We start from the raw sequence: 25,298 nt of genomic DNA, 5'->3' as shown, positions 1-25,298 counted from the left end.
CGCTGGACTCTGTTTGCTGTGCTGTCGTCGACAGCACGCTTGCCTTGTCGGCATTGACCGTGGCGCGCGGCAGCTCGTATGATCCGCAGCCCAATCGAGCGAATTGTGAAACGAAATCAATCATTTTTTAACATCTGGCAGAACAACTATGCGTGTTGATCGAATCCATGAATTGGCAACCCGACCAGGCACCGGACCCGCTGGGCAAAATCGCAATGCTCATTTGGTGGGCATTGGCGGCTCAGGAATGCGCGCTTTGGCCACCGTGCTGTTGGACCGGGGCTGGAAGATTAGCGGGTCCGATGTGCGGCCCGAAGCGGCTGGCAGCCTTGCTGCGCGCGGCGTGCATGTTTTTTCGGGCCATGCTAGCAACCATTTGCCGCCGGAGGCCCAGCTACTAATTTACAGCGACGCCGTGCCGGAGAATAACCTGGAACGCATGGAAGCCCAGCAACGGGGCATTGCGCAAATGAGTTACGCGCAAATGCTGGCCCAGTTAGCCGGCGAGACTCAAGCCGCCGAAGGGCAAACCATCGCCATTGCCGGAACGCATGGCAAATCGACGGTCACGGCAATGACGGCGGAAATTTTGATTCGCGCCGGACTCGATCCCACGGTCATCTGCGGGGCCTCTGCGTTGGCGCCGGGAGGCACGCACGCCGATTCCAAGGCCACGCCGGCGACAGTTTCGCTAACGGCGCGCTCTCGCAAGCTGGGCGCAACCGGCGGCCGGCATGGCGAGGGAAAATTGTTTGTCGTGGAAGCGTGCGAATACCGCGAAAACTTTTTACAGCTGCGACCCAACGTATCGGCCATTTTGAACATTGAGCCGGATCACTTCGATTACTACCACTCGCCGTCGCAATTGCGAGAGGCATTTCTAAAATTCACACAGCAAACGGCGCACGACGGTTTAATTGTCGCTTCACAAGAATGCAGCCTCACCCAGGAAATTGCCGTGGCGTTGGGAAGGCACGTCGCCTCGTTCGGGTTTTCGCGCGCGGCCGATTGGCGGGCGACCAATTTGGAGCATCGGCTGGGGCGGTATCGCTTCGATTTGGTGCGACACGATTCCAAACTGGCCCACATAACCTTGGCTGTGACCGGGCGGCACAATGTGCTCAATGCGGTGGCGGCGGCCAGTTTGGCGCGGCATTGCGGCGTTTCGGCCCAACATATTTCACAAGGATTGGCGGCCTTTCGCGGGCTGAAACGGCGTTTGGAAATGCGCGGCCGCTGGGGCGGAGTGCCCTGGATGGACGATTACGCCCATCATCCCACCGAAGTAAAAGCCGCCTTAACGACGGTGCGACAAATGTTTCCGCGGCGGCGAATTTGGTGCGTGTTTCAGCCACATCAGGCTTCGCGGCTGGCAGCCTTACTAGACGAAACGGCCACAAGTTTGCACAATGCCGATAGAATTGCGGTCGCCGAGGTTTACCGGGCTCGGGAAAATACAGCCGAACCGGCAGCCGCCACGGCGACTGATTTAGCCAATTTACTGGAAGCCGGCGGCAGCGAAGTGCTGGAAGAGCATCAGCCGGCGGCCATTGCCAGGCGGTTGAGCAACGAATTGCAGCCCGGCGACGTGCTTTTGACCATAGGAGCAGGCGATCTTGGGAAAATCTTCTACGAGTTTCACGAGCGGCTTCGACGAAATTGTGCGGTCGCATGAGGCCTTGGCGCCACTCACCTGGATGGGCCTGGGGGGAGCCGCGGAATTTTTCGCGGAGCCGCGGTCGGTTGACGAGCTACAGGCACTGGTGCGCCGTGCGGCCGGGGATGGTTTGCCCATTCGCTTGCTGGGCGGCGGATCGAACCTGCTGGTGCGCGACGAAGGCGTGCCCGGCGTCGTGGTGCGCTTGGCTGCGCCCGCATTCAACGAAATTCAAGTTGAAAAGCAAGTGCTCTCTGCCGGCGGCGGAGCGCGATTAGGGCATGTCATTTCCACCGCGGTGCGCTCCGGCCTAGGAGGCTTGGAAACCATGGTGGGCATTCCCGGCACCATTGGCGGCGCCTTGCATGGCAACTCCGGCTCCAGCGGCGGAGATATTGGCCAATGGACGTGCCAGGCAGACGTGATAACACGCGAGGGCGAAATTATTTCCCGACAACGGGAAGACCTGGTATTTGCCTATCGCCACAGCAGTCTGGATGAGTTGGTCATTTTGTCGGCGCAATTTCAATTGGAAACGGACGATCCACAAGAATTGACCAAGCGGATGCAAAAGCAATGGATCGTTAAGAAGGCCGCACAGCCGCTGGCGCATCAAAGTGCCGGATGCATTTTCAAAAACCCGCGCGGCATCAGCGCCGGAATGCTGATCGATCAGGCCGGCTTGAAAGGCACGCGCGTGGGCGGGGCCGAGGTCAGCGATCGGCACGCAAACTTTGTGGTGGTCGATCGCAACGCTTCCAGCCACGATGTGCTGCAACTAATCGATCTGATGCGCAGCCGGGTGGCAGAACACCTGGGCGTGGAGCTGGAATTGGAAATTGAAATTTGGTGAAGCGCTTGCCGCCCATTGAACGGGCGGGTTATTGGGAGCATGGCCATGGATGGCGCCGCTGGTGCATTTGGCTTTCGTGTTGCGCTGTTATACGGTGGCGATTCTGCCGAGCGCGAAATCAGTCTCCACAGCGGGCGGCAAGTGGCCTTGGCATTATCGCTGGCCGGCCATGCACCAGTCATGATCGATCCGGCCGAAATAAGCTTATCGGCCATCGACTGGCCGTCGTTCGATGTTTGCTGCTTGGCGCTGCACGGCGGTCCCGGCGAAAACGGGCAAATTCAGCAGCACTTGGAAACGCTGGGTGTTCCCTACACGGGGAGCGGGCCGGCTGCCTCCCGGTTGGCAATGCACAAATCGGCGGCGAAGTTGCGATTCAAAAGCCACGGCGTGCCAACCTTGCCGAGCATTGCATTCACGGCGAGCGAATATCGGGACGCCGAAAACACGCACCCCGCTTCCGCCGTGCGGCAGCAATTACAATCTCTCGGCTTTCCCTTGGTCATTAAGCCCGAAAGCCAGGGCTCCAGCTTGGGAATCTCCATCGCTGCTCATCCAGCCGAACTGTCGCCAGGCGTGCGTGCGGCGGCGGAATATGACGATTGCATCATCGCCGAGCCGTACGTGGCAGGGAGAGAATTCACGATTTCGCTATTGGGACGCGACCCCTTGCCGATGATTGAAATAGTGGCGCCGCAGCGTTTGTTTACCTATTCGGCAAAGTATTGCAGTCCGAAAACAGAATATCAGTTGAATACCGGTCTGCCGGCGGCGGTCGAGGCTCAGCTGTATCGGGCCGCGGTCATGGCTGCCGAGGCGCTAGGCACCGCCGGGTTAGTGAGGGTCGACGTAATGCTCGATGCCCAGCACCGGCCGTGGGTGCTGGAAGTGAATACGATTCCAGGCATGACGGTTCGAAGCCTGTCGCCGCGGGCGGCCCAAGCGGCGGGAATGGAAATGCCGGCGCTGGTCGATTGGATGGTGCGCGAGGCCCGGCAGCGATTTCGCCGCCGTCCCGTCTCACGCCGCAGGAATGCAGAATTTGAACTACGTGGAACCCAGCAGGCACTCATGTGAGCACCGTTGCCAAGAGAGAATCGCGGGGTGCGCGGCGTGGGCTGTTCAGTACTGCAATCGCGTGGTTTCGCTCCTCTCGGGCTGCCCGGCTGGCGCTAGTGACAATTGTGGTGTGTGGCGTGGGGGTGGGGGTGGCCCTGGGCGTGTGGCGGAGAGTGCGCCCGCATGTCGAGAAACTGCCGGAATATTTGGTGGCAGCCGAAGATTTGGAAATCACGACGCCGCCAAGCTGGGTGCATACCGATCTCAAGGCGGAAGTGATTCGCGATGCCGGTTTGAGTAAAATATCCATCCTCGACGAGCACACGCCGCAACTATTGTCCGAAGCGTTTGCCTTATGCCCTTGGGTGGATCGCGTGTCGGGCGTTCACACTTCTTATCCGGCGCACATTCGGATCGATTTGGTCTACCGCCATCCCGTCGCCATGGTGGAAGTGTCCGGCGGCCTGTTGCCAATCGATGACGCCGGCGTGCTGCTACCCACGGCGGGTTTTTCCGCTGACGAAGCGCACCAGTATCCGCGCATTGCCGGCATCGAAACCAGTCCGCGAGGAATGATTGGCTCGCCCTGGGGAGATCCTGCCGTAGAACAAGGTGCGAAGCTTGCCGCGGTGCTGCAAGATGCCTGGCCAATGCTGCGGTTTCATCACATTCAATCACCGCGTGCCGAGAGTAGCGACGACCCTGCCGGAGCAGGATTGCAACTTGTCACTCGCCAGGGAACTTTGTTTGTATGGGGAGATCCGCCGGGCGAAGAAAGCGGCGACGAAGCGCCGGCGGCCAAAAAACTTGTTCGTCTGAAAAATTTGCTCGTCGAATTTCAATCGCCGGATGCTGTGCCGGCGAAGCAGCGCGACCTGCGGCAGGCAAATCGTTGAGCAAGCTCAGCGGCAACACATAGTTAGCGGGCTAGTCGTGCTGTTCGACGGGGCGCTCTCGGGTCGTGGGTATAAAGCCCTCGCGAATTTCCTCGCGCACCACCGTCATTTCGACGGGCGCTTCCACTCCGATGCGCACCACCCCTGCGCTAATCCGCACGACGGTAACCTCGATTTGCTCGCCAATTTGAATCCGTTCACCCGCCCGGCGCGATAATACAAGCATGGCCATCCCTCCTGGATCAAAAGCTGCATCAGGCTTTCTTGCATCGAATACGAAGCGAACTCCGTCGTCGTTCGAACAAGCGCCGTCTCTTTTGCGCCCGCCACTTTCGTGCTAGCATAGCAAAGCTAGCTTTTGGCAACAACGTCAGATTTATCCAGCATTTCTATGCCTCTTTCTGCGTTAGTGACGGGCAGTTCTCGCGGAATTGGCCGAGCCATTGCCCGGGAAATGGCTCGCGCGGGCTACGCCGTTGGGGTAAATTACGCGTCACGGGCCGACAGCGCAGAAAAAGTGGTTGAGGAAATTGTCGATAGCGGCGGGCAGGCGGTGGCATTGAAGGGAGACGTCGGCTTCGCGGCCGATCGGACGGCGCTGGTCGAGGCGATGCTCGGCCAATTCGGACGATTGGATGTGCTGGTCAACAATGCGGGCATCACGTCACCCGGTCGAAAAGATTTGTTGGAAGCGACGGAAGCATCGTGGGACCAGGTGTTCAACACCAATTTGAAGGGCCCTTTTTTTCTGACGCAGTTGGCGGCGAACAAAATGGTGGAACTCATCCGCGCTGGAAAAATGCCAGGAGGAAAAATCATCAACATTTCGTCAATCTCGGCATTCGCTGTCTCGACCGACCGTGGCGACTATTGCCTGACGAAAGCCGCGCTGCCGATGCTCACGCAATTATTTGCGGTGCGGTTGGCGGAGGAGAAAATTGGCGTGTTCGAAATTTGTCCCGGCATTATTGAAAGCGACATGACCGCGGCGGTGAAAGAAAAGTACGATCGCTTGATAAGCGGCGGGTTAACGCCTATTCGCCGCTGGGGACGCCCGGAAGATGTGGCGCAGGCCGTGTCGGCAATCGTCGCCGATGTGTTTCCGTTCAGCACCGGGGAACGAATTCACGTGGATGGCGGTTTTCACATTCGGCGACTGTAAGCAATCCGTCATCAGCAATCAACTCATTATGCGACTAGCAATGTTGGGCGTCGACGATGCCACACTTGCCCTGGCCGCAGCGGCAATGCGCGGCGGGCACGACGAAATTGCATTGATCGATGCCACTGCATCCCGCGCAGCGGAAGCGAAAGCAATTGCCGGCAATGCCCGGCCGATGACCAATTGGGAAAACGCGCTAGATACCAGTTCGCTCGATGCCGTGTTGGTGGCGGCCGATCAGCCAATGGGCGAGCCCTCGAACATCAGAGTTGAACAACTCCGCCGGCTCATTCAGGCTGGAATGCCGCTGATCGTTTCGCATCCGATCAGCCTGTCGATGCTGGAATGCTATGAGCTGGAAATGATTCGCGAGGAGTCGCACAGCGTCGTGCTGCCGTATTTGCCAGCGCAATGGCACCCGGCGGCAATTCAATTGCAATCGCTCGTGGAACAGGATGATTCCGCGGAAATCGGTTCGATTGAACAGATCGTGTTTGAGCGGTTTTTGCCAGTACGAAATCGCGAAACGGTGTTGCGACAATTTGCCATGGATGCTGATTTGCTGCAATTTGTCGCGGGTCCGGCGACCAAGCTGCACGCTTTGGGAACCGAAGCCGGAAAATCGGCTGGGCCATATTTGAATTTGACGGTGCAAATGACATCTGCGCGAGGGCTGGTTTGCCGATGGAGCGTTTCTCCTGCGGAAGCTGGCTCCGGCAGTCGGCTCACGGTCATCGGCGCACACGGAAAGGCCGTGATGCAGATGCCCGATCGTGGCGCCTGGCAGTTGGAAGTTCGCGGGACCTCCAACATGGAAGACCCGCATTGGGATCCGGCCGCCATGGCCCTGGAAAAACTCGCCGCTGCCATGCAAAGCGAACAGACTGAGCCGACTTGGGCTCAGGCCTCTCGCACCGTGGAGCTGGCGGAGACGATTGATCGCAGCCTGGCCAAGGGACGCACGATTGATCTGCATCAAGAAGAATTCACCGATATTGGCACGTTCAAAGGAACAATGACCTCGATCGGCTGCGGGCTGCTGGTGGCCGGGTTGGTCCTTGTAGTTGTCGTGGCTCTGTTACATTTGCTGGCTGTGCAAGCAGGCTGGGGGAAGCTGGCAAATTTGCTGGACCATTGGCCGATTCTGCTCCTTGTTGTCTGCGGGCTTTATTTGCTGCTCCAGCCACTGGCATTCATTGGAAGGCCGCGACAAACGCAGGATAAAGGCGGCAACGAATCGCGGCGTTAAAGGCTGGCCCCTCGCTCTCGCTGGCTAAACATTCTCTCCCGCTTAACACGCCCGCCTGGCGGTAGTCTACACAAACTTTGCCGGTTATCCGCAAGTTGGTGTCCTAGTCGATCCGATGAATTGACCCGGGATTCTATGCAGAGATCGCCTCTCGATAGCCTGAGAGTCTTGCGTAGATTAGTGAATTTGGTGAGCTCGTGAAAAAACTTGTTTCTTCACTGTTTATTGGATTGGGAGCCGCAACGCTAATAGGCTGCTCTGCGCCGGTTGGACCCCTGGGAGGCGCAGAATTCAACCGCGCGATGATGCATCAATGCCGATGCTTTTCCAGCGAAACTTGCGAGGAAAATGATCCGAGCATTGTGCCGCCGCATGCGAATTTTCATCCGTTGCCGACGCGGCCAGTGTTTTCACCCCCGGCGGCGATTCCTGGAATCTATACACCGTGGCCGGATCACAACGGCATGCCTTCGGCGCCTATAGCTCCCCTTCCGACGCCAGCCAGCGAAGTTCAATACCCGCCACGGAACATCAACAGTTCGCCGGCTTGCGCTACGAATGCCAGTGCCAGTGATTCAACCGACTGGTCGGCAAGTGCAAACAGCGGGGCATCTTTGCGACGATAGACGTTCCGCGTTGCTGATTCGGCAACGTTTGCCGGACCGGCACATCTTACGCGAGCGGAAAACGGGCCAGTAACCGGCAATCTTTTGTGCCGGAAGATGCAATCAGGCAAGCTATTCGGGCCGCTTCGTAGCGTTTTAAGCGCCTGTAACTGGTGGACCGATTTAACCAGCGTATCGCTGTGCATTTCCTGCCCAGCGAATTGCTTTTTCCCACCGATCCGGCCATGTGCCGGGCGCATCTTCGCAACGCTTCCTCACGTCCACATCGGCCTGCCATGACTAATTGCCTTGTCCGTCGCGTGCCTCGATTTTGTCGGAGCACGTTGTGCTGGATTGCAGTCAGCGGCTTAGTGAGCTTGGCCCAACTTGGCACGTGCCGCTCCGGCCAAGCCTCCGAAGCCCGTCGCACCGCCATTGTGCAAGCAGTAGAAGGGGCGCGCGACGCGGTGGTGAACATCCGCGGGCAAAAAACCCTGATTGGCGACGACGATCCTTTGGCCCGGCCCGATGTGCCGCACAAAGTGAATGGGATGGGCACCGGAATTGTGATTGACGAGCGCGGTTACATTATCACCAATTTCCACGTGGTCGACGGCGTCACCAAAATTGAAGTGACGTTGTCCGACAGCACCACCTGCGTGGGCCAGGTGGTTTCAACCGATCCGAAAAATGATTTAGCGATCGTGAAAATCGACCTGCCACGCAAACTGCCGGTGATTTCGATTGGCACCTCCAGCGACCTGATGGTCGGCGAAACGGTCATCGCGCTGGGCAACGCCTTCGGATACGAGCACACGGTTACGCGGGGAATCGTCAGCGCCTTGCACCGCAATGTGCAAATTAGCGATACGCAAAGCTACGAAGACCTGATTCAAACCGACGCCAGCATCAACCCCGGAAATTCCGGCGGGCCGCTGTTGAACATCGACGGCGAGATGATTGGCATTAACGTTGCCGTGCGGGCCGGAGCGCAAGGCATTGGGTTTACCATTCCGGTCGACAAAGCGATGATCGTGGCGGCAAAGTTGATGAGCGTGGAACGGGTCGAGCGAAAATGGCACGGCGCGAAAACCGGCGATACGCCCGGCCATCCGGATGGCGCGGTGGTCACCTCCGTCGAAGAAGACAGCCCGGCCGCCAAATGCGGACTAAAGTCGGGCGATGTCATCACGTCTGTCGACAGCAAACGGGTGGCCAGATCGGAAGATTTTGAACGGGCGATGTTGGGCCGGCCTGCCGAGCAAGATGCGTCGGTCACGGTGCGACGCAACAATCAGCCGGTCGAACTGAAGCTGGCCTTGACCGATTTGCCTAAAAGGGGAAGCAACCCCGCCGACGCCGCCTGGGAAGTATTGGGGTTGAAATTACAGCCGATTTCGTCGCAGCAGTTCCAGCAGTATCAATCGCGGTATCACGGCGGATTAACCGTCACCGCAGTACGGCCTGATAGTCCGGCCGCCAAGCAAGGAATTCGCCGCGGCGACGTGCTGGTGGGGATGCATATTTGGGAAACCGTCAGCCTGGATAACGTCGATTACGTGCTCAACCGGCCCGATTTTTCCGACATTCAGCCGATCAAATTCTACATTCTGCGCGGCAGCGAAACGCTGTACGGCCATCTGCCGGTGTCGCTGGAACGACGATAACGCCGTGGGCACGGTTGCTGGGCGATCGATCGCTACTTGCATCTGCGGGGACGCGCCGATATGGTCGGAGAATGGAAACTGATTTTCTGCGCTGGTTGCGCCAGCAGTTGCCTCCTCATCCGCTGTTGAAGTTAGGCATTGGCGACGATGCCGCGGTATTGGCAACCGCAGGGCGAAACGATGTGGTGGTAACCACCGATTTAATCGCCGACGGCGTTGATTTCGATTTGAAAATTCATTCGCCCGAGCAGATTGGGCACAAGGCGCTGGCAATTAACCTCAGCGATTTAGCGGCGATGGCCGCCCAACCCTTGGCGGCGGTGATTGCCTTGAATTTGCCGCGGCAAAATGGCAGCGAACTGGCACAAAAGCTGTACGAGGGAATGCTGCCCCTGGCGGAGCGTTTTCACATTGCCTTGGCCGGCGGCGACACGAACAGTTGGGATGGCCGGCTAGTAATTAGCGTAACGGTGCTGGGCGAAACCACGCTGGATGGTCCCCTTTGCCGCAGCGGGGCTACGGCGGGAGATAGAATTATTGTCACCGGCGTTTTCGGCGGCAGCATTTTAGGGCGGCATTTAGATGTCGCGCCGCGCGTGGAGGAGGCGCTGCTATTGCATCAGCGGTATCCACTACGGGCGGGAATCGACTGTAGCGATGGGTTATCGCTCGATTTATGGCATGTGTGCGAAGAAAGCCGATGCGGGGCAATTATCGACTTGGATAAAATTCCCATTGCCACGGCTGCGCACGAACTTTCCAAACAGCGCGAAGACGGCGTATCGGCCATCGAACATGCGCTGAGCGATGGGGAAGATTTTGAATTAATTCTGGCTGTTCCGCCCGCGGCGGCGGAGCAAATGCTGGTCGATCAACCGCTGGACGGCGTGCGGTTAACAGATGTGGGTGAATTTATCGCCGCAAGGCGGCTGCTGTCACGAAATTCCGCTGGACAAATTACGCCGCTAGCGCCGCACGGCTTTCAACATGTATTTAGTTAACGAGAGACGCATGGCCTGGCAGCGAATTACCGCCGTGGAAAATTGTCCGCCGGGAAAGAGCCTGGAAGTGGTCGCCGGCGATCGGGTAATAGCATTGTTTAATGTGGCCGGCGAATTTTTTGCCCTCGACGGCGTGTGCCCGCATCAAGGCGGGCCGCTGGCGGAAGGGGAACTTACCGGCTGCATCGTCACTTGCCCTTGGCACGGCTGGCAGTTCGACGTGCGCACGGGGCAACATCAACTTAGCCGCAACCTGCAGCAGCCGAGCTTGGAAACCAAAGTGGAAACCGGCGCGGTGTGGGTAAATGTGTCTGAATGAACGATGCTCAATCTTTGTGATAAAGCAGACATCGTCTTGTTTGGGATAGGCGTTTTTTGCTATCGTGTTTGCATGACATTCGGCAACCGCCCTACGTGAGTTGGCATTTTGATTGGCTTTCGTACTTTTCGTAACAGCGACCCGCCGCACTTAGCCAAAATTTGGCGCACGCGCTCCGGATTGCGGGGTTACGTGCAGCCAATGAATATCACGCTGCTTGACCGGCTGGTGCTTTCCAAGCTGTACTTCGATCCGGCCGGCCTCGTGCTGGCCACGGATGATGATCTGCCAATCGGTTTTGCGCACGCGGGCTTTGGCCCGGTCGAAGATGAATCGGCCTTGTCGTACGAAATGGGCGCAGCCATTTTGACAATCGTGGCGCCTCATCCGCAGGAAACTACAATTGCCGCGGAGTTGATCGCTCGCAGCGAAGCCTATTTATGCCACAGCGGAGCGAAATTGATTTATGGCGGCGGCATTCGCCCGCTCAATGCGTTTTATGTCGGGCTGTACGGCGGCAGCGAATTGCCAGGCATACTGGACTCTGACGCGCAGCATCAAAGCTTTTTTCGCGCCGCAGGTTACCGCGAAATTGACCGCACTGTGGTGTTGCATCGAGAGCTCTCCGATTTTCGACCGCTTGTCGATCGGCAACAAATGCTGCTGCGGCGGCGCGTGCGTGTGGAATACACATGCGATCCGCCGTTGCGGACGTGGTGGGAAATCTGCACGCTCGGAGATTTCACACGCTTGCAATTCCGATTGTATTTGAAAGATGAAGCCGAGCCCGTCGGAATGACCACGCTGGTGGACATGGAAACATTCAGCCACGCCTGGGGCGCGCGAACCGCAGGGCTGATTGACGTGTGGGTGGAAGAGCCGTATCGCCGGCAGGGAATGGGCATATGGCTGGTCGGCGAAATTTTGCGCCAAGCCGCCGAGCAAGGTTACGGCCTGATCGAAGTGCAAACCATGCAACAGAATGCGCCGGCCCTAGCGATGTATGCGAAGCTCGGCTTCCAGCAGGTGGATAGCGGCGTTGTGTTTCGGAAAGAAACATGAGCCACTGCGTTCATGAGCCACTGCGTTATTGTCCGCCTTGCAGCCGGACAATGTAATCGAACAACTGGTGTTCGGGGTCTCCCGGCAGTCGTCGCACGTACAGCGAAAGCGGAGTTGGCGTGCCCGTGCGGCGCAGGTCGGTTAGATATTCTTGCAACAAGGATTTGTGTGCCGGGTCGGTTTCGAGCAACCAGTGCACCCAAGACCAGGCTTCGGCGTAATCGCATTCAGTCATTTCCGCCGGCGAGCGCAGCGCTTCCAGCCGACGAATATCGGGCCGCCACCGTCCTTGCTTGGCTTGCTTGTCCAGCTCGACTAGCAAGGTGGAATTCATCCCATGCGTGCCGCGCGGCACTTCGAAGTACTTGGCCAATCCCTCGTCCAGCCACAGCGGCAAGTTTTGCACCATTGAATGCAAATAGCCGTGGCACACTTCGTGGCGCAGGTCTTCCGCCACTCGATCGCCCCAGTAAGCGTACACCGAAAGCTTGGTGTCGGTTTCGATGAAGAACGCTCGGCGGTCAGGAAAGTTAGGATATTTTAGCCGGATGAATTCGTAAAACTGTTCCGGCTCTTTGAACAAGTAAACGTGGATCTTTTCGTCCGAGATGGGCAGGTTCAGCTGGCTGCTAATGTCCACTCGTTCCGCATTGATTTCCTGCAGCAGCCGGTGTTGGCTTGGAATTTCGAAATTGCTGTGAATGAGCAACTGGTCCAGCGCCACGGTGAACCGCTCGGGCAGCTCCGCGCTAGATTTGGGAGCAGTGTGCCATGTAGCGCAGCCGCAAACTGCGGCGCAAATCGCCAGTGCTCCTGCCAGCCGGCAAAGGAATCGAAAACGAAACCGCGGTGCCCCCACGTGCATCCTGGTCCTCCATGACCCGGAAAAATGTGAGCAAAATCGGTTTGTTGGACTCGGCCCGCAAGAGCATCAAACCAACATGCGCGGCGCCAGAACCCAATGGCCCAAACCGACCCTATGAAAAGCGAGCAATGATAGCGAAGCCGGGCGATTGAACAAAGAGCAAACTGGCCGGCAGCTAGCTTTATTTGACGGCACTAAGAAATTCAGCGACCGTTAAGTCGGCGGCGCGGATCAAGCTTCGAAGTGTTCCACGGGCAACCTCGCGGTGGTCCGGCACTGATAGAGTGGCCAAATGGCCTTCTTTGACAAGAATGATGTGGCTACCGCTCTGTCGATTCACTTGCCAACCAAGCGACTCGAAAACTCGAACCACCTGACGACCACTCAGCATGGGCAGACGTGGCATTATGCTTCCACTTCGATTTGCCGAGTTTCAATAGTCAGGGGCAGACCTTTTTCCGCACGCACCTCTAAGCATGAACGGATGGCATCTTGAATATTAGCCAATGCCTCGTCCTTTGTTTTTCCTTGGCTAACGCAGCCGGGAATGGATGGGCATTCTACAATCCACACGCCGTCTTCATCCCGATCAATATTCACGAAAAATTTCATGACTTTTTCCACAGTGGCTTTGCAAAATTCGAGTTTTCTTTGTTCATCCACGTTGCCGATACTGCGACACTAAGGCCTCGGCTTCTATTCGTCGTGCGGCTCAACGCGACTAACCAGCTAATTCCCATAAATAAACCGCCGGCCAAGAGCCCGATGAGATTGCCGATACCGCTCATACTTAAATCCCAATTGAATATTAATTGTCCTGAATCTCGCGCATCAACTCATCCACGCTGACTGCTTTGCAGGCTCCTGCCTTAAATTCTTTGCCAGCTTCTTCCACGTCGGCAATGACCCGGCGGCGACCTTCTTCCGCCAGACGACGACGCAGAATCGCAATAAGCTCTTCCTTCTCGTCAACGGAGAGCTGATCAGCGGCCTCCAAAACTTCGCCAAAATGGACCGATTCAGACATCGTTTCTACTCCCCCCGAATTGAAGTGTGGGTCAGCCCTTCAATTCTACACTATTTCATGGATAGGAATTGCCCTATATCTTGTTGCGTCCTACTTGTCGCCATTTGCAATTAAAGCATCCAGTTCTTCTCGCAGCCGGGGTAAAATTTTGTCGTACGGAAACGCGCCCAGTTCTTCGCTACGGCGTTTGAGGTTCACAAAATTCGGACCGCACCACAGGCCCAAGTCGGCATCATCGGTTTCGCCGGGACCATTCACGCGGCAACCCATCACGGCGATGGTAATGCTGTGATCTTCGGCAAATTGAGTCATTTCTTTCACTTGCTGGGCCAATTCCACGAACGCTTCGTTTTCCACTCGGGAACAGCTTGGACAACTGATGATGTTCAGCGTCTTCAAGCCGAAATCGACCACGCTGCGTACCCGGCCAGCGGCAATATCGGCTAGAATGGAACGCCCCGCAGCAATTTCTTCCCCCTTCCGTGGATTGGGAACCGTGAGCGATACCCGAATGGTGTCGCCAATGCCGTGGCCGATGAGCTGCTCGAACGCGATCCTGGTTTTAATGATTCCATCGGGCGGCAGGCCTGCCTCGGTTACGCCCAGGTGCAATGGCACATCGGGCCGGCGCTCGGCAAAGCGGCGATTGACTTCAATCACCTTTTTCGGATCAGAATCTTTGAGCGATACGCAATAACGAGTGAAACCGAGCTGGTCCAGCAAGTCGCAATGTTCCCAGGCGCTTTCGAGCATGGGGGTAATCGAATCGGCCGGATCGTACTTTTCCTTCTTCGCCGGATCGACGCTGCCGCAATTCACGCCAATGCGAATGGCGCAATCGTGCTGGGCGGCGGCCTGGGCAATGAATTTCACTTTTTCCTGCCACGGCTTTTCACGCTCGTGATGGTACAAGTGCCCGGGATTGTAGCGCACCTTGTCCACATGCGGAGCGACATCAGTTACCAGGCGATAATTCTCTTGCAAATCGACCGCCAAATTCGCGCGCGTTTGACGGCGAATTTCAGCCAACGCCTCGGCATCTTTGCGGTTATCGACGGCAATTCGCACCACATCGGCCCCGGCCTGCTCCAAATTGCGCACTTGCGCCACGGTGGCGGCCACGTCCTGTGTGGCGGTAGCCGTCATGCTTTGCACAGCGATGGGATGATCGGCGCCGATGGTCACCGACCCGATTCGCACCGCCCGAGTTGGATTACGTTGAATGGCAATCATTCGTAAATTGAAATCAATCGAGTAAGCCTTCGGTGGAACCGCCCTTACGCGGTTTGCTTGGGTGGCCGAGCCGGTACGCCACTCAACATCCCTCGGGCGCCGATGTCTTCATCAAGTTGTGGCCAATGGACACCTTCTCCTTGGCCGATAATTTCATATTCTGCTCGCTGTTGTGGCGTGGCGTTGGCCAGCCTCCAAGACCAAACCAGCGGCACACTGATGATGCGGCCATCGGTCAAGTGCGCTGTAATCAAATCCGCGGTCACTTCGACGCTTTGAATGCGGGGATCGTCATTAGCCGCAGTGCTCATCCCAAGGCCTCGATGAAATGTTCCAGATGATCTGTAATAATGCGGCGAATTCGGCTCAGCTCATGTGCCGCAAATCCATTGTTTGCCGCCAGTGATACTTGATCAAGCCAAAATTTGCAGGTTTTATATTCTCGATGAACATGCCGGGGTTCATTGCAGTCGAAACTATAGAAAAAGAATCGGTACGGGCCGGGAATTCCACGAATGGTAGGCACAGCGTTGTTACCTGCATTTGGTGGTGATCGGCTTTCCGATACAGTTTAGCCCCATTTTTTGCCCAGTTCGGCCAGGCCGGCTTTTTGTAAATCGTCGGAGGTCATTACGGGGTGAAAATGGCATTCGGCGTTAAAGTTCAAAAAGAACGGTTCGGCCAACGCCGGAATTTGGGATGCATTTTCCATATTCACCACCAATAGGGCCGTCCGCTTGCCGTCCATGTCGGTGAAATAAACGGATTCCGGCTTAATCGCTGCCAGAATTTTACCCATGATCTTCCCGGCAGTCCCTTTTCGCACCAACGTATTAAACGGCTCATTAGGGCAATTGGCTCGAATCAGCATTCGCATCGTGCATCTCCGTGATCATTGAATTGCATGGGATTCCTTAGTCTGAGAGGAGCATCTTAACCGATTCGGTCGGGAGGGCCAAGGCGAGGCTTGACGGCCCGGTAGCGTATTAGTATAGTGATACACTATGTCACGCTTCTTGTTTCAGGCTTTTCCGGGTTCCGGCGTGCCGCTGTATCGGCAATTGGTCGATCAGGTGCGCCGGCACGCTGCCACGGGGCGGGTGCAAGCCAGCGATTTTTTGCCCTCGGTGCGGCAAGTCGCCCAGGAATTGCAAATTAATCCCATGACTGTTTCCAAGGCCTATTCGATTTTAGAGCGGGAAGGGGTGCTGGAAAACGTGCGCGGCCAAGGCATGCGCTTAAAAACGCCGTCGGGCAACGGAACGATCCGCGACAGGCGGCAAGCGCTCAAACCACTATTGGAACAAGTGGCTGCCACGGCGTATCAGCTTTCGCTGCCGCCCAGCGACGTATTGCGATTGCTCGAACCCATGCTGGAGGATCTCAATCGTGAGTAATTTAGAAACCGCGAGCCGGCCAACGACGGCCAGGGACTCGACCGAACTACTAATCGACGTGAGCGGCTTGCGAAAGCAGTTCAAACAGGGCAAGGAAGTACTGCGCGGAGTGAACCTGGAGGTTCCGCGGGGAACGGTGCTGGGCCTCTTGGGCAAAAACGGCGCCGGCAAAACGACCCTCATCAAGTGCCTGCTCGGTTTGCTGAAGCCGACCGACGGATCGGCAACGCTGTTGGGGGAAAATGCCTGGGACCTGTCGGCTCAAGCCAAGGAGCGGCTGGGATATGTTCCGCAGGTTGTGACACTGTATACCTGGATGAAGGTGAAGCACTTGATGGCGTACACGGCCGCATTCTACCGGAATTGGAACGCCGAATTGGGGGCAGAATTGGTGCAGCGCTGGGAGATTCCGCTGGACGATTTCTTTGGAATGCTTTCCGTCGGTCAGCAGCAAAGGCTGGCGATTGTGCTGTCGCTGGCCTATGAGCCCGAGCTGCTGATATTGGATGAACCGGCCGCGAGCCTGGATCCAATGGCCCGGCGCGAGTTTTTGAGCGAGGTGCTGAACATTGCCGATCAGCTGAATCGGACGGTCGTTTTTTCCACCCACATTACCAGCGACCTGGAGCGCGTGGCGGACACCGTGGCGATTTTGAAGGAAGGAAAAATCGCATATCACGGCGAGCTCGGCGAGTTAAAAGATTCGATCAAGCGGCTGCATTTTTCGGCGGCGGCGCCTTTGCCAAGCAGTTTCGTTGTGCCCGGCGCGCTGTCGACGCGCATCGATGGCCACCATGCCATGGTGGCCACGCGCGATTTGTCGCCGGAGCTGATCTCGGCATTGTGTCACCAATGGAAGGCTGACGTGCAGATTGAGGATTTGAGCCTGGAAGAGATTTTCCTGGAGATGCACCAACCATGATGGCGCAAATTGACCAGGTACTGGCGACGTATTGGCGACGGGCGATTTCCGGTCCAATTGCCATGGCAGCGGTTTCCCTGTTGCTGTTCTCTATAGCTGGGTCTTTGGCGGCAATACCTGTGGAACCGAAAGAAATTGCGCTGATGCAGCAGCAACACATCCTGGCTGCGATCGGGATGATGATCTGTCCGGCGTTCCTTGGTTCGGCATTTGTCGCAACGCATTTCAAGCAGCAGGTTATTCAGATTCACAAGCGGCGGATTCCAAATGCGGTGGCGGCCCATGTGATTGTCGTGGTGGGATTTTTGGTTCTGTTAGCAGTGGTTGTTCCTGCGGCAAGCATGGCCATCCGCACATGGAGTTGGGGGGTGCTGGGTCTTATCCTCGCGCTGACCGCAGTGACATTTGCCGTTTTCACGTCCCCAACGCCATGGACAGTGTTATTCATCCCGTTTGTTTTCATTGTTTGGTTTTCTCCGGTTCAAAAATGGCTGGAGCAGCTCTGCCAAGGGCGGCATGAAGCGTTCGGTTTGTCGCTTTTGGCCGTGGGCGTTTGCGGAATTGCAGCGACGCTCGTGTGGCTGTTACGAATGAACGAGGAAAACGCAGGATTTATTGACTTAATGGAGCTATGGGAAACTAAACGCTATTCACAGTTTGGGCTGAGCATTGCATGCGCGCGACCACGAACGGCATCGTGGCTGTACCGTCTCGGGACACCTTCGGCGCGCCAAGTTCCGTTGTGGCGGCAATGGGCCCGAGGATCGCTGTGGAAGCGCGTCAGGCTGTGGAATGTGGTGCGCAGCGACGGCGGATGGGGGACCGCGATCGTCTTGTTTTTGGGCTTCTGGGGTATCGCCTCAACGGAGTCGCCCGACCTGCGACCAAGCGTACTGCCAATCGGTGCCTTCTACATCATGTTTGCCCCTGTTTTCAGCGTGGCGATGACGTGGCAGCAGCAGCGCCAAATGGCAGCTATCGAATTGCTGCGACCGATAACGCGATCGCAATTTTTGATTGAGAGGGGGCTAACCTATGCCTATCGAGCGGCAATGGAGTGCGTACGGATGAATATTGCGTGGTGTGCGCTGGCATATGTGCTTGCGGCGGGCGCGCCGAATTGGAGTCAGACGCTCAGCGCATTGGTGGTGATAGCTGCGCTGCAAGTGTTAACCTTCGGACTGGCAATTTGGATGATGCGATATGCTTGGTTCACGTTTTTGGCCGCGATGATCATATTTTTAGCCGCATTGCTCATACTTGAGCCGTTTATTAATTGGCGAACCGCAACACTGGGCGCGCTCGTCTGGGTTACGCCGGGCATTGTTGCCGCGGGCGTTTTGATTACGTGGGACGCCTACCGGCGATGGATGCAGATGGAGTTGGGGTAAATTAGCGACGGCCTGCGACGCCCCCAGCGCGACCACCGGTCGCGGCTTTATATTCCCCATTCCCCATTCCGCATGCCCCATTCCATCACACGCCAATATCCTCATTCCACAGCTCGGGCTTCTCGCGGATGAAGCGGCGCATGAGTTCGATGCAGCGCGGGTCTTGCAGCACTTCCACTTTCACGCCGCGGCCTCGCAGCAATTCTTCTTCCCCCATGAACGTTTGATTTTCGCCCACGATGACGTGCGGAATGCCGTACAATAAAATCGTGCCGCTGCACATGGGGCACGGGGAAAGAGTGGTATACAACACACACTGGCGGTAAACCCGGGCCGGTTGGCGCCCGGCGTTTTCCAGGGCGTCCATTTCGCCGTGCAAGATTGCACTTCCTTTTTGCACCCGCCGATTGTGCCCGCGGCCGATGATTTTACCCTGATGCACAATCACCGAGCCGATGGGAATGCCCCCTTCGGCATAGCCGGCCTCGGCTTCTGCAATGGCGGCCTGCATCAATGGGTCCATATGGTTGCTCCTAATGCAATTTCACCACGCAGAGGCAGAGACACAGAGCAGCAGTAGGAAAGTATGATATGGGCTCAGAATTTGGAAGCCGTGGGAAACTCTTGAGCGGTATTTGTTCCACTGGTTTGGCGTAATTGTTCGATTTGATCGGCCTGCGCCAGCAGCCAAGCCCGAACTTTGTTGGCTGTGGGGAATTTTATCAGCATCACCATGGTTATCATGCCTACCATCGCTAATGCGAGCCAGTGAGCCTCCATCAAGTACGCCATGACTGCCAGAAAGGCAGCGCCTTCCAGCAGGGCCAGACCGACGATTAGCGACGTTTGATAGGTCATCGTTAATTGATCTGGAATGGATGTCGGTTTTTGCAAGTTTTTTCCGCTGGCTGCCGCTTTGCGCTGAAAATACAGCGCCAGTTGCTGGAAAATAATTCCGTTCGGTGATAAAGGAATACAATTGTCGGCCGGTTTTTGCTCCCATTTACCGCTGACAATCTGTTTAATTGCCCGCTGCGTGGTCAAATTGGGCATGACAAACGACAGGGGCACATTGACCATTCCCATGAAGAGGGCGGCACAAGTGATTGCAGGGAAATCGGCGTTGGCAATGAAACCATGACCTTGGTTTTGGATTTGCACCAGCCACAAAGTAATGAGACAAAAATTAAGCAGGCCAAGCAGCAGGGCCCCGGCGATAATTTGCGACGTCCGCAAACGCTGGGGAGAAACAAGATCCTCGGATTGATTCATCAGGCACCGCTGCGTTCTTGCCGCTGCTTTTGTGTGGGCTTATTATTTTCAGTTCTGTTGCTGTTAACCTTTTGTATCGTCGCTGTTCGGGCTGTCTGTTTTTTGGCCGTTATTTTTTTGGCTGGTTCCTTTGTCGCCAGTTTCATGATTTATGCGATCGGCTGCATGCTTTTGGTAGACACGGACATAATCGACTTCCATTTTGGAGGGAAAAGTGGTTTGCGAAGGATCGCCGCCGTTGTCGCCTCCGACGGCCACGTTCAAAATCATGTACTGCGGCGCGGCAACAAAGGGATTGGTTTTTCTAGCATCGTTATCGATGGTTTTCGTCAGGTCTTGGTCGTTGAGCAGCATATCATCCACGTACAACTTGATGTCGTTCTCGTCCCAATCCATGCGCCAAATATGAAATTTCGACGACCAATCTGCCGGAAAGCGACTAATTTGCCGGACCGCGGAATTCCAGGTGGCGCCGCCCCGATTTTGTTCGCCAGCCCAAGCGATGTTCGCCTTCAGTATGCCCCGATAATACTCCATGATGTCGATTTCGCCGGCGGCCGGCCAACGGCCGCGGCCCAGCGTCCACCAAGCGGGCCACAAGCCGGCGCTGGTGTCGATGCGGCCGCGCATTTCGAACCGGCCATAGGTCCATTCGTGCAGGCCGCGCGTCGTCATGCTGCAGGAAGTGTAATCGGCGTATTCGCGGCTGCGCTGCCAGCGCTGGCTATTAGCGCTGGCATCGTAGTTCGGATTTTTGAACTTTTCGCGGCGGGCTTCGATAATCAATAAACCGTTTTCGCAGCGCGCGTTTTCGGGCTGATACCATTGGGCTTCATGGTTGCGGACAAAGCCGTGCTCGTAGGTCCAGTTTTTCGGATCAGGCCGGCCATCTTGATTGAATTCGTCAGACCACACCAGTTGATACTCTGCTGCTTTGTCGCTCGGCGCTCTGTTTTCGTTCGACGCGCCGGCGGATGGCGGTGCTGTGGTCGATTTGCTCGACTCGGAGGTTGGATTTTCTGCGCGCGCCTGCGGCACAAGCAGCAAAACCGCGCAACCAGCAAGCAACATGGCCAAGCGATTTGGCATGATGCGGTTCCCTTTTGCCCGCGATGGTAAATGGTTCATGCGATAGTTCATTTCTGATTGTCGACCTTCACCAGTTGGAGATTGGCGGGGGTTAGCGCCGCGCTGGCTTCGGAATTGATAATTGCACCATCATTCAGATCGAACTTAACCACTTGAACATCCGTGGCGCCTTCCGGAAGGGTAAATTGGAGCGTGTTACTGCCGCTGCCGGAGGCGTACTCGGCAAATGCATTCCTCTTAAGCTCCAAGCGCGGCTTTCCTTTGACGGTGACATCGCTCGTGAATGTAACCGCAATTTTTCCTTCCATAGATTTAAAATCTTTGATCGCGGCGGGCTGAGGATGTTCTGGATTCCAGGTATTGTTGAAGGTCCAAGCCGCAGTAATTTGTTCCGGCTTGGGAGAACCGGCGGCGGTGGATAAATTATCGGCAAACCACGCATAATCGCCGCCATCGCGATGGCAATTGAAAAAATAAGCCCGTTCGCCCCATAAGTTTTGCTTATCTAAATCGGCATTGCGCTGCTTGTCAGAATCGGTGGCCGGCGCGCTGCCCAGCGGATAAATCACTCGCCGCGGCGGTCGATCGGCCATCGTGCTGGAAAATGTGCAATCGAGAAAATAAAACTGGGCATCGACGTGGTGGCGGGCCAAGCACCAGCCTTTCACGCCGTCGAATTTGCAATTGTGCAACACGTATTTCATGTCTTCGTTCACGTGGCCGTCGTGCCACACGGCGGCCGTAGATTTGACTTCATAGAAACTGCAATCCGTCACGTAACACCAACCTCGCGGGCAAACAAAATCGACCGATCCGCGAAAATTGCAGCGCGCATGGTAGTATCGTCCGCTTTGACCTTTCCATAGCGAGACCGTGTCGTTCCCCTCGCTCAGCACGTCGCTGTCGACGATGACCGTTCGATCGGCCGTGCCATAAATGGCAAAGGCATGCTTGCCGATGACGCCGGCCGTGTTGGCCACCGTAAGGTTGTCGAGCACGAAATCATCGCCATGCACGTTAATAACGCCGCGGCCAATGTCATCGGGGTGGCTGGTGAAATCGTCGGCCAATTGCGGAAATTCGAGCCGCGTGTTATTACGATTTTCTCCGCGCAAAGTAATGTTGCCGGCATTCACCCGGATTTTTTCTTTGTACACGCCGGGCTTGATGGAAATAATTTTTCGCTCGTGGTTGTTGTGCGGAATCGAAGCGACAGCTTCCTGAACCGTGTGGAAATCGCCGCTGCCGTCTGCGGCGACGGTAATATCAGGCGGCAGTGAAAACTCCGTACCGGTTTTTGGCGATGCAGTTTCCGGCTCTGCGGCCATGGCGTGGTTCAGAAAGGCAAGCAACGCAAGGCTGGCTAAAAAAAGAAATCGCTGCACAAATTTTTCCAATATCGGTTGTACTCTGGCGGCTTTCATGCGATTCGACTTTGTAAGCATTGGCGTGGGAGTTAGTCACATTTCCCAGCGGCGTTGTTCGAGCGATCGTTGGGTGGCTTTGTGATCTTGGTCGGTATCGGTTTTACGCAGAATAAACCAAGCCAAGCGCCCCAGCAACCTCCCATAAATAAAAACGGCAGCGGCAAACAATGGACCGGCAACCAGCGGCATGAGAAACGGCGAGGCATCGAACAGCACTCGCGTGATTACCTCGTTGGCGCCCCACAAGATTGCCGTCAAAAAATAGAACAGTATCCAGGCTTGCCACGCTGTACGCAGGCTGCGAAAAACCGGCCCAGAGACGGGCCAAAAAAAGGAATCTGCTTCCAATGCGCCAAGAAGAACAATGGGAAACAGCAGGAAGGTGAGTACCAAGCACGTGGGCAGGAAAATATCTACAAAAAAGCTGGACACGCCGGCCATTGCCGACGTAAGCAAAACCACTATCGTTCCCACCCACATTAATCGCACCAATACCAGCACTCGTTCGCGCCAGTTAGGATCTGGCCACTCATGAGCTTTGTCAATGTTGTAGGCTGCATTGACGGTGATGTCCATGAAACAAGCGGCAAGGTACGAAAGGCTGAATAGCACCGCAAAAAACGCAGCGATGCCAAAGCATCCGGTTTGCAGCGCTCCGGCCATGCTGTGGCTCATAAAACCCATCATGCTTAATAGCGCTGCTTCGTCGCCAACAATTAATGCCACGGATGCACAAATCCACTGCGCTAACGCATATCTTTGGAACGGGAACCCCAACACGTTGTTGGTAAATGCCCATTGCAGGCCAGCGCGGCGCGGCGGAGTGATGACATCCTCGCGCGGCTTTTCTTCCGATACCGATCCGCGTGCCACATCGGATCGAACGAAAAGCGGGGGCCGCGCCACCGGAGCTGGGGCGAGCCCAATTTCCGGTTCGCTGGAAGTCAAAACGTGCTGCACGCCAGAAACCGGCGGCAACTCGACCGGCTCCAAAGCTAATTCTTCCTCCGGAAAAATCGTCGGGGCGATCGCCGGCATTGCCGACGCTGTTTCCACAACGGCGCCGCCGCATTGCCGACAGCGCGGCGTGCCCTGTACTTGATTCCGCGGGAACTCCCGTCGCCAACGGCAAGTCGGACAGGTGAGCCACACGAAATTGGAAACGGTGTCACTCATGAGAGTGTCGAAAAGTGTTTGCGGTAACTTTGGCGGGTGTGCGAAATTTTTTCAAGCTGGACAAGCAACAGAATCGACGCGGGGCTAGCCGCCGTTGATGATTGCATTGTATCCCTAATGCTCGATCTGAATCGACTTGGGATCGACCGGTTTCTTCAGATTAGGCTGGTGTGCTTTATATTTTTGTTCCCAAGCGGTAATGTCGGCCACGACGGAATCCTGCCCGAGAGAACGCGCAGTGCTCAACGCCTTTTCGGCGGTGGCCAGCGCTAACTCGGGCTGGTTGGTTTCGACGTAAATCATAGTCAGTTGATGGTATGCTTCCTGCATCGTGGGTTTCAGTTCAACCGCCCGCCGCAAGTGCTGAATTGCCGCCGCAGGTTGATGCAGCTTGAATAAAGCCACGCCTAAGTTGCAATGGGCATCGAACGAATCGAGGTTTAGTTGCAAGGCGATGTTCAATTGCTCGGTGGCGGCGGCCGTTTCGCCTTCATCGAGCAAAGCGTCTCCCAGGTTCCCATGCAGCATCCAGCAATTTGGATTTTTTTCGATGGCGGCAGTATAAATGGTTCGTGCATCGCGATATAGACTGCTTTGTCGCCACGTTAAATAGGCCAGCGTGCACAATATTGCGGCGGTAACAGCATTAGCGGCGAGAATCGTTGCCCCCGAAGATGAGTGTCGCCAACGGCTCCATCCGGCGGCGACCAATGCCACAACCGCGATGATGGCTACGTGCTGATAATGGTCGGCCACTAAAGAGAACCGCATAAACCCAACATCAGTGAAACCCAATACCGGCAACAGCGCAATGCAGAAGAAGACCCACGCCAATAAAAAAGCGCGCCCCCAGGCCGTGCTTCGTTTCAAAACCAAAATTGCAGTGACGGCCACCGCTGCCATCAACGGGAGCCACCATTGCCAATCTTGCGGTTCGATCTGCCAAAGCGGGTAAATAAATGCCAAATCGAATGGCCACATCGCTTTATATAAGTAGAACCAGACCGCCGCGCCGGCGCCCAAGGTACGTTCTTCCATTCCGGCGGTGCGGATCACTCCGGGTGTGGCCAATTTCTGAAACCACACATTCAAGGCCGCAAACACGACCGCCACGATGACCAAGGGAATGAGCCGAATGAGGTCCCGCTTCGTAGCTGGCCGCTTCCAGGCAATAATCGCCAGCAGAATCAACGGCAAAATGACCACGGAACCTTTACTGAGGCAGGCTAGTACAAAGGCAAACAAACTGAGCAGGTACCAACCAGCTTTGCGCGGCGACGCCGGCCGGGTAGATTGCGCTAATGGATCGGCGGAGCCGTCCCCCAGGTTGGTCAGCGATCGGTCGGACTTCAAATACCACAAAATCGACAGCAGAAAGAACAGCAGCGATAACGTGTTCTTCCGTTGCGAAATCCAAGCCACTGATTCGACGTTGACCGGATGCAGCGCGAACAAAGCGGCGGCCAAAAAACCGCCAGGAATCGATAGGCGACTTATAATCAGCCAAATCAACAGCGATTCGCCAATGTGCAGCACCAGATTGACCGCGTGATACCCTGCTGGATGATTGCCCCATAACCGCCACTCCAGCCAAAAAGTTGTATACGTTAGCGGCCAGTAGTCTTGCGATTGCGTCGTAAACCATAATCGATACAAACCATCGGGAGCCTGCACCAACGGGTTGTTCAACAGTAGTCCGTCGTCATCGAGAATAAATCCGCCGTTCCAGGCAGGAAGATAGGCAAGGCTGGTGGCAACCACGAGGATTACAATTCCAGCCAGCACGTCCCAATGCACGTGCGGTCTGTTGCGACTTCCGGTCGGCAGATGATGAGAATCCAAACATTGAGAACCTTCCGGCTGATCTGGGATGATTTCAACGCTCGAACTCGACGATTTTTTAGCGGCGGCCATACCTCGCATTTTTTCTGGAAGTAGAGCTAGAACGCAAGTGCAGCAGCCTCCTTTA

The 25,298-nt window shown here is 56.1% G+C and carries 26 protein-coding genes; 13 read left to right on the top strand and 13 right to left on the bottom strand.

Translation table 11 applies throughout. The features are described 5' to 3' along the window. Positions 1-148 precede the first annotated feature (148 nt). Genes VFE46_00820 through VFE46_00805 form a run of 4 tightly spaced genes read left to right on the top strand, consistent with a single transcriptional unit; the run spans position 149 to position 4,465 of the window. Positions 149-1,675 carry a Mur ligase family protein gene (locus VFE46_00820; GenBank protein HZZ26518.1) on the top strand — a complete coding sequence of 509 codons (1,527 nt, stop codon included), beginning with the start codon at positions 149-151 and terminating at the stop codon, positions 1,673-1,675. Further along, positions 1,617-2,510 (top strand): UDP-N-acetylmuramate dehydrogenase, encoded by an 894-nt coding sequence (murB, locus tag VFE46_00815; protein HZZ26517.1) that lies wholly within the window; start codon positions 1,617-1,619, stop codon positions 2,508-2,510. The genes VFE46_00820 and murB overlap by 59 nt, the downstream gene beginning before the upstream one ends. Before the next feature lie 45 nt (positions 2,511-2,555). Continuing rightward, positions 2,556-3,587 carry a D-alanine--D-alanine ligase gene (locus VFE46_00810; GenBank protein ID HZZ26516.1) on the top strand — a complete coding sequence of 344 codons (1,032 nt, stop codon included), beginning with the start codon at positions 2,556-2,558 and terminating at the stop codon, positions 3,585-3,587. Continuing rightward, positions 3,584-4,465, top strand: a complete 882-nt coding sequence (locus VFE46_00805; protein HZZ26515.1) for a hypothetical protein — start codon at positions 3,584-3,586, stop codon at positions 4,463-4,465. The genes VFE46_00810 and VFE46_00805 overlap by 4 nt, the downstream gene beginning before the upstream one ends. A 31-nt stretch (positions 4,466-4,496) precedes the next feature. Here VFE46_00805 and VFE46_00800 read toward each other — a convergent pair whose 3' ends face one another. Beyond that, positions 4,497-4,691, bottom strand: a complete 195-nt coding sequence (locus tag VFE46_00800; GenBank protein ID HZZ26514.1) for a carbon storage regulator — start codon at positions 4,689-4,691, stop codon at positions 4,497-4,499. A gap of 165 nt (positions 4,692-4,856) precedes the next feature. Between VFE46_00800 and VFE46_00795 the strand changes: the two genes are divergently transcribed. The 6 genes from VFE46_00795 to VFE46_00770 all read left to right on the top strand — a co-directional run bounded on the left by VFE46_00795 (position 4,857) and on the right by VFE46_00770 (position 11,530). Further along, complete coding sequence (locus VFE46_00795) at positions 4,857-5,627, top strand: 3-ketoacyl-ACP reductase (protein ID HZZ26513.1); 771 nt, start codon at positions 4,857-4,859, stop codon at positions 5,625-5,627. After that, positions 5,599-6,876 carry a Gfo/Idh/MocA family oxidoreductase gene (locus tag VFE46_00790; GenBank protein ID HZZ26512.1) on the top strand — a complete coding sequence of 426 codons (1,278 nt, stop codon included), beginning with the start codon at positions 5,599-5,601 and terminating at the stop codon, positions 6,874-6,876. The genes VFE46_00795 and VFE46_00790 overlap by 29 nt, the downstream gene beginning before the upstream one ends. 901 nt (positions 6,877-7,777) lie before the next feature. Beyond that, a complete protein-coding gene (locus VFE46_00785) occupies positions 7,778-9,148 on the top strand; it encodes a trypsin-like peptidase domain-containing protein (protein HZZ26511.1) in 1,371 nt (456 codons plus the stop codon). A 71-nt stretch (positions 9,149-9,219) separates the two neighbouring features. After that, positions 9,220-10,149, top strand: a complete 930-nt coding sequence (gene thiL, locus VFE46_00780) for a thiamine-phosphate kinase (protein HZZ26510.1) — start codon at positions 9,220-9,222, stop codon at positions 10,147-10,149. A 10-nt stretch (positions 10,150-10,159) separates the two neighbouring features. Next, the gene (locus VFE46_00775; protein HZZ26509.1) at positions 10,160-10,468 is read left to right on the top strand and encodes a Rieske 2Fe-2S domain-containing protein; all 309 of its coding nucleotides are present in this window, start codon (positions 10,160-10,162) and stop codon (positions 10,466-10,468) included. A 108-nt stretch (positions 10,469-10,576) separates the two neighbouring features. Continuing rightward, on the top strand, positions 10,577-11,530 hold the full coding sequence (locus VFE46_00770) for a GNAT family N-acetyltransferase (protein ID HZZ26508.1): 954 nt from the start codon (positions 10,577-10,579) through the stop codon (positions 11,528-11,530). A 25-nt stretch (positions 11,531-11,555) separates the two neighbouring features. Here the strand turns inward: VFE46_00770 and VFE46_00765 are convergent, their stop codons facing one another. The 6 genes from VFE46_00765 to VFE46_00740 form a co-directional block, all read right to left on the bottom strand. Continuing rightward, positions 11,556-12,395 carry a DUF1570 domain-containing protein gene (locus VFE46_00765; protein ID HZZ26507.1) on the bottom strand — a complete coding sequence of 280 codons (840 nt, stop codon included), beginning with the start codon at positions 12,393-12,395 and terminating at the stop codon, positions 11,556-11,558. Between the two features lie 405 nt (positions 12,396-12,800). Then, positions 12,801-13,007 (bottom strand): type II toxin-antitoxin system HicB family antitoxin, encoded by a 207-nt coding sequence (locus tag VFE46_00760; GenBank protein ID HZZ26506.1) that lies wholly within the window; start codon positions 13,005-13,007, stop codon positions 12,801-12,803. Between the two features lie 196 nt (positions 13,008-13,203). Further along, entirely contained in the window at positions 13,204-13,422 is a 219-nt protein-coding gene (locus VFE46_00755; GenBank protein HZZ26505.1) for a hypothetical protein, read from the bottom strand. Positions 13,423-13,512: 90 nt separating this feature from the next. After that, positions 13,513-14,655, bottom strand: coding sequence for a (E)-4-hydroxy-3-methylbut-2-enyl-diphosphate synthase (ispG, locus tag VFE46_00750; protein HZZ26504.1), 1,143 nt, complete (start codon positions 14,653-14,655; stop codon positions 13,513-13,515). Between the two features lie 44 nt (positions 14,656-14,699). Continuing rightward, positions 14,700-14,966, bottom strand: a complete 267-nt coding sequence (locus tag VFE46_00745) for a DUF2442 domain-containing protein (protein HZZ26503.1) — start codon at positions 14,964-14,966, stop codon at positions 14,700-14,702. Between the two features lie 260 nt (positions 14,967-15,226). Continuing rightward, complete coding sequence (locus tag VFE46_00740) at positions 15,227-15,532, bottom strand: hypothetical protein (GenBank protein HZZ26502.1); 306 nt, start codon at positions 15,530-15,532, stop codon at positions 15,227-15,229. 127 nt (positions 15,533-15,659) lie between these two features. Here VFE46_00740 and VFE46_00735 point away from each other — a divergent pair, with 127 nt between their 5' ends. The 3 genes from VFE46_00735 to VFE46_00725 all read left to right on the top strand — a co-directional run bounded on the left by VFE46_00735 (position 15,660) and on the right by VFE46_00725 (position 18,365). Next, positions 15,660-16,052: a GntR family transcriptional regulator gene (locus VFE46_00735; GenBank protein HZZ26501.1), complete on the top strand. Its 393-nt coding sequence runs from the start codon at positions 15,660-15,662 to the stop codon at positions 16,050-16,052. Beyond that, on the top strand, positions 16,045-16,974 hold the full coding sequence (locus tag VFE46_00730) for an ABC transporter ATP-binding protein (GenBank protein HZZ26500.1): 930 nt from the start codon (positions 16,045-16,047) through the stop codon (positions 16,972-16,974). The genes VFE46_00735 and VFE46_00730 overlap by 8 nt, the downstream gene beginning before the upstream one ends. A 62-nt stretch (positions 16,975-17,036) precedes the next feature. Next, positions 17,037-18,365: a hypothetical protein gene (locus VFE46_00725; protein HZZ26499.1), complete on the top strand. Its 1,329-nt coding sequence runs from the start codon at positions 17,037-17,039 to the stop codon at positions 18,363-18,365. Positions 18,366-18,450: 85 nt separating this feature from the next. Here the strand turns inward: VFE46_00725 and VFE46_00720 are convergent, their stop codons facing one another. The 6 genes from VFE46_00720 to VFE46_00695 form a co-directional block, all read right to left on the bottom strand. Continuing rightward, positions 18,451-18,888 (bottom strand): nucleoside deaminase, encoded by a 438-nt coding sequence (locus VFE46_00720; protein ID HZZ26498.1) that lies wholly within the window; start codon positions 18,886-18,888, stop codon positions 18,451-18,453. Between the two features lie 74 nt (positions 18,889-18,962). Next, a complete protein-coding gene (locus VFE46_00715) occupies positions 18,963-19,637 on the bottom strand; it encodes a hypothetical protein (GenBank protein HZZ26497.1) in 675 nt (224 codons plus the stop codon). A 63-nt stretch (positions 19,638-19,700) separates the two neighbouring features. Beyond that, a complete protein-coding gene (locus tag VFE46_00710; protein ID HZZ26496.1) occupies positions 19,701-20,726 on the bottom strand; it encodes a glycoside hydrolase family 16 protein in 1,026 nt (341 codons plus the stop codon). Positions 20,727-20,773: 47 nt separating this feature from the next. Next, positions 20,774-22,054: a pectinesterase family protein gene (locus VFE46_00705; protein ID HZZ26495.1), complete on the bottom strand. Its 1,281-nt coding sequence runs from the start codon at positions 22,052-22,054 to the stop codon at positions 20,774-20,776. A 132-nt stretch (positions 22,055-22,186) separates the two neighbouring features. Then, positions 22,187-23,329, bottom strand: coding sequence for a hypothetical protein (locus VFE46_00700; GenBank protein ID HZZ26494.1), 1,143 nt, complete (start codon positions 23,327-23,329; stop codon positions 22,187-22,189). 114 nt (positions 23,330-23,443) lie between these two features. Beyond that, positions 23,444-25,171 (bottom strand): tetratricopeptide repeat protein, encoded by a 1,728-nt coding sequence (locus VFE46_00695; GenBank protein HZZ26493.1) that lies wholly within the window; start codon positions 25,169-25,171, stop codon positions 23,444-23,446. Between the last annotated feature and the right edge of the window lie 127 nt (positions 25,172-25,298).

The sequence above is a fragment of the Pirellulales bacterium genome (assembly GCA_035656635.1).
Classification (GTDB): Bacteria; Planctomycetota; Planctomycetia; order Pirellulales; family JADZDJ01; genus DATJYL01.
The sequence above is the reverse complement of the archived record's forward strand: the minus strand, read 5'-3'. Positions and strand labels throughout refer to the sequence as shown.

Coding starts and splice junctions, on each gene's coding strand:
- VFE46_00800 (HZZ26514.1), bottom strand. CDS start 4,691: ATGCTTGTATTATCGCGCCGGGCGGGTGAACGGATTCAAATTGGCGAG.
- VFE46_00760 (HZZ26506.1), bottom strand. CDS start 13,007: ATGAAATTTTTCGTGAATATTGATCGGGATGAAGACGGCGTGTGGATT.
- VFE46_00810 (HZZ26516.1), top strand. CDS start 2,556: ATGGATGGCGCCGCTGGTGCATTTGGCTTTCGTGTTGCGCTGTTATAC.
- VFE46_00785 (HZZ26511.1), top strand. CDS start 7,778: ATGACTAATTGCCTTGTCCGTCGCGTGCCTCGATTTTGTCGGAGCACG.
- VFE46_00765 (HZZ26507.1), bottom strand. CDS start 12,395: ATGCACGTGGGGGCACCGCGGTTTCGTTTTCGATTCCTTTGCCGGCTG.
- VFE46_00755 (HZZ26505.1), bottom strand. CDS start 13,422: ATGTCTGAATCGGTCCATTTTGGCGAAGTTTTGGAGGCCGCTGATCAG.
- VFE46_00720 (HZZ26498.1), bottom strand. CDS start 18,888: ATGGACCCATTGATGCAGGCCGCCATTGCAGAAGCCGAGGCCGGCTAT.
- ispG (HZZ26504.1), bottom strand. CDS start 14,655: ATGATTGCCATTCAACGTAATCCAACTCGGGCGGTGCGAATCGGGTCG.
- VFE46_00795 (HZZ26513.1), top strand. CDS start 4,857: ATGCCTCTTTCTGCGTTAGTGACGGGCAGTTCTCGCGGAATTGGCCGA.
- VFE46_00775 (HZZ26509.1), top strand. CDS start 10,160: ATGGCCTGGCAGCGAATTACCGCCGTGGAAAATTGTCCGCCGGGAAAG.
- VFE46_00820 (HZZ26518.1), top strand. CDS start 149: ATGCGTGTTGATCGAATCCATGAATTGGCAACCCGACCAGGCACCGGA.
- VFE46_00715 (HZZ26497.1), bottom strand. CDS start 19,637: ATGAATCAATCCGAGGATCTTGTTTCTCCCCAGCGTTTGCGGACGTCG.
- VFE46_00710 (HZZ26496.1), bottom strand. CDS start 20,726: ATGCCAAATCGCTTGGCCATGTTGCTTGCTGGTTGCGCGGTTTTGCTG.
- VFE46_00735 (HZZ26501.1), top strand. CDS start 15,660: ATGTCACGCTTCTTGTTTCAGGCTTTTCCGGGTTCCGGCGTGCCGCTG.
- VFE46_00705 (HZZ26495.1), bottom strand. CDS start 22,054: ATGGCCGCAGAGCCGGAAACTGCATCGCCAAAAACCGGTACGGAGTTT.
- VFE46_00790 (HZZ26512.1), top strand. CDS start 5,599: ATGGCGGTTTTCACATTCGGCGACTGTAAGCAATCCGTCATCAGCAAT.
- VFE46_00700 (HZZ26494.1), bottom strand. CDS start 23,329: ATGAGTGACACCGTTTCCAATTTCGTGTGGCTCACCTGTCCGACTTGC.
- VFE46_00740 (HZZ26502.1), bottom strand. CDS start 15,532: ATGCGAATGCTGATTCGAGCCAATTGCCCTAATGAGCCGTTTAATACG.
- VFE46_00725 (HZZ26499.1), top strand. CDS start 17,037: ATGGCAGCGGTTTCCCTGTTGCTGTTCTCTATAGCTGGGTCTTTGGCG.
- thiL (HZZ26510.1), top strand. CDS start 9,220: ATGGAAACTGATTTTCTGCGCTGGTTGCGCCAGCAGTTGCCTCCTCAT.
- VFE46_00745 (HZZ26503.1), bottom strand. CDS start 14,966: ATGAGCACTGCGGCTAATGACGATCCCCGCATTCAAAGCGTCGAAGTG.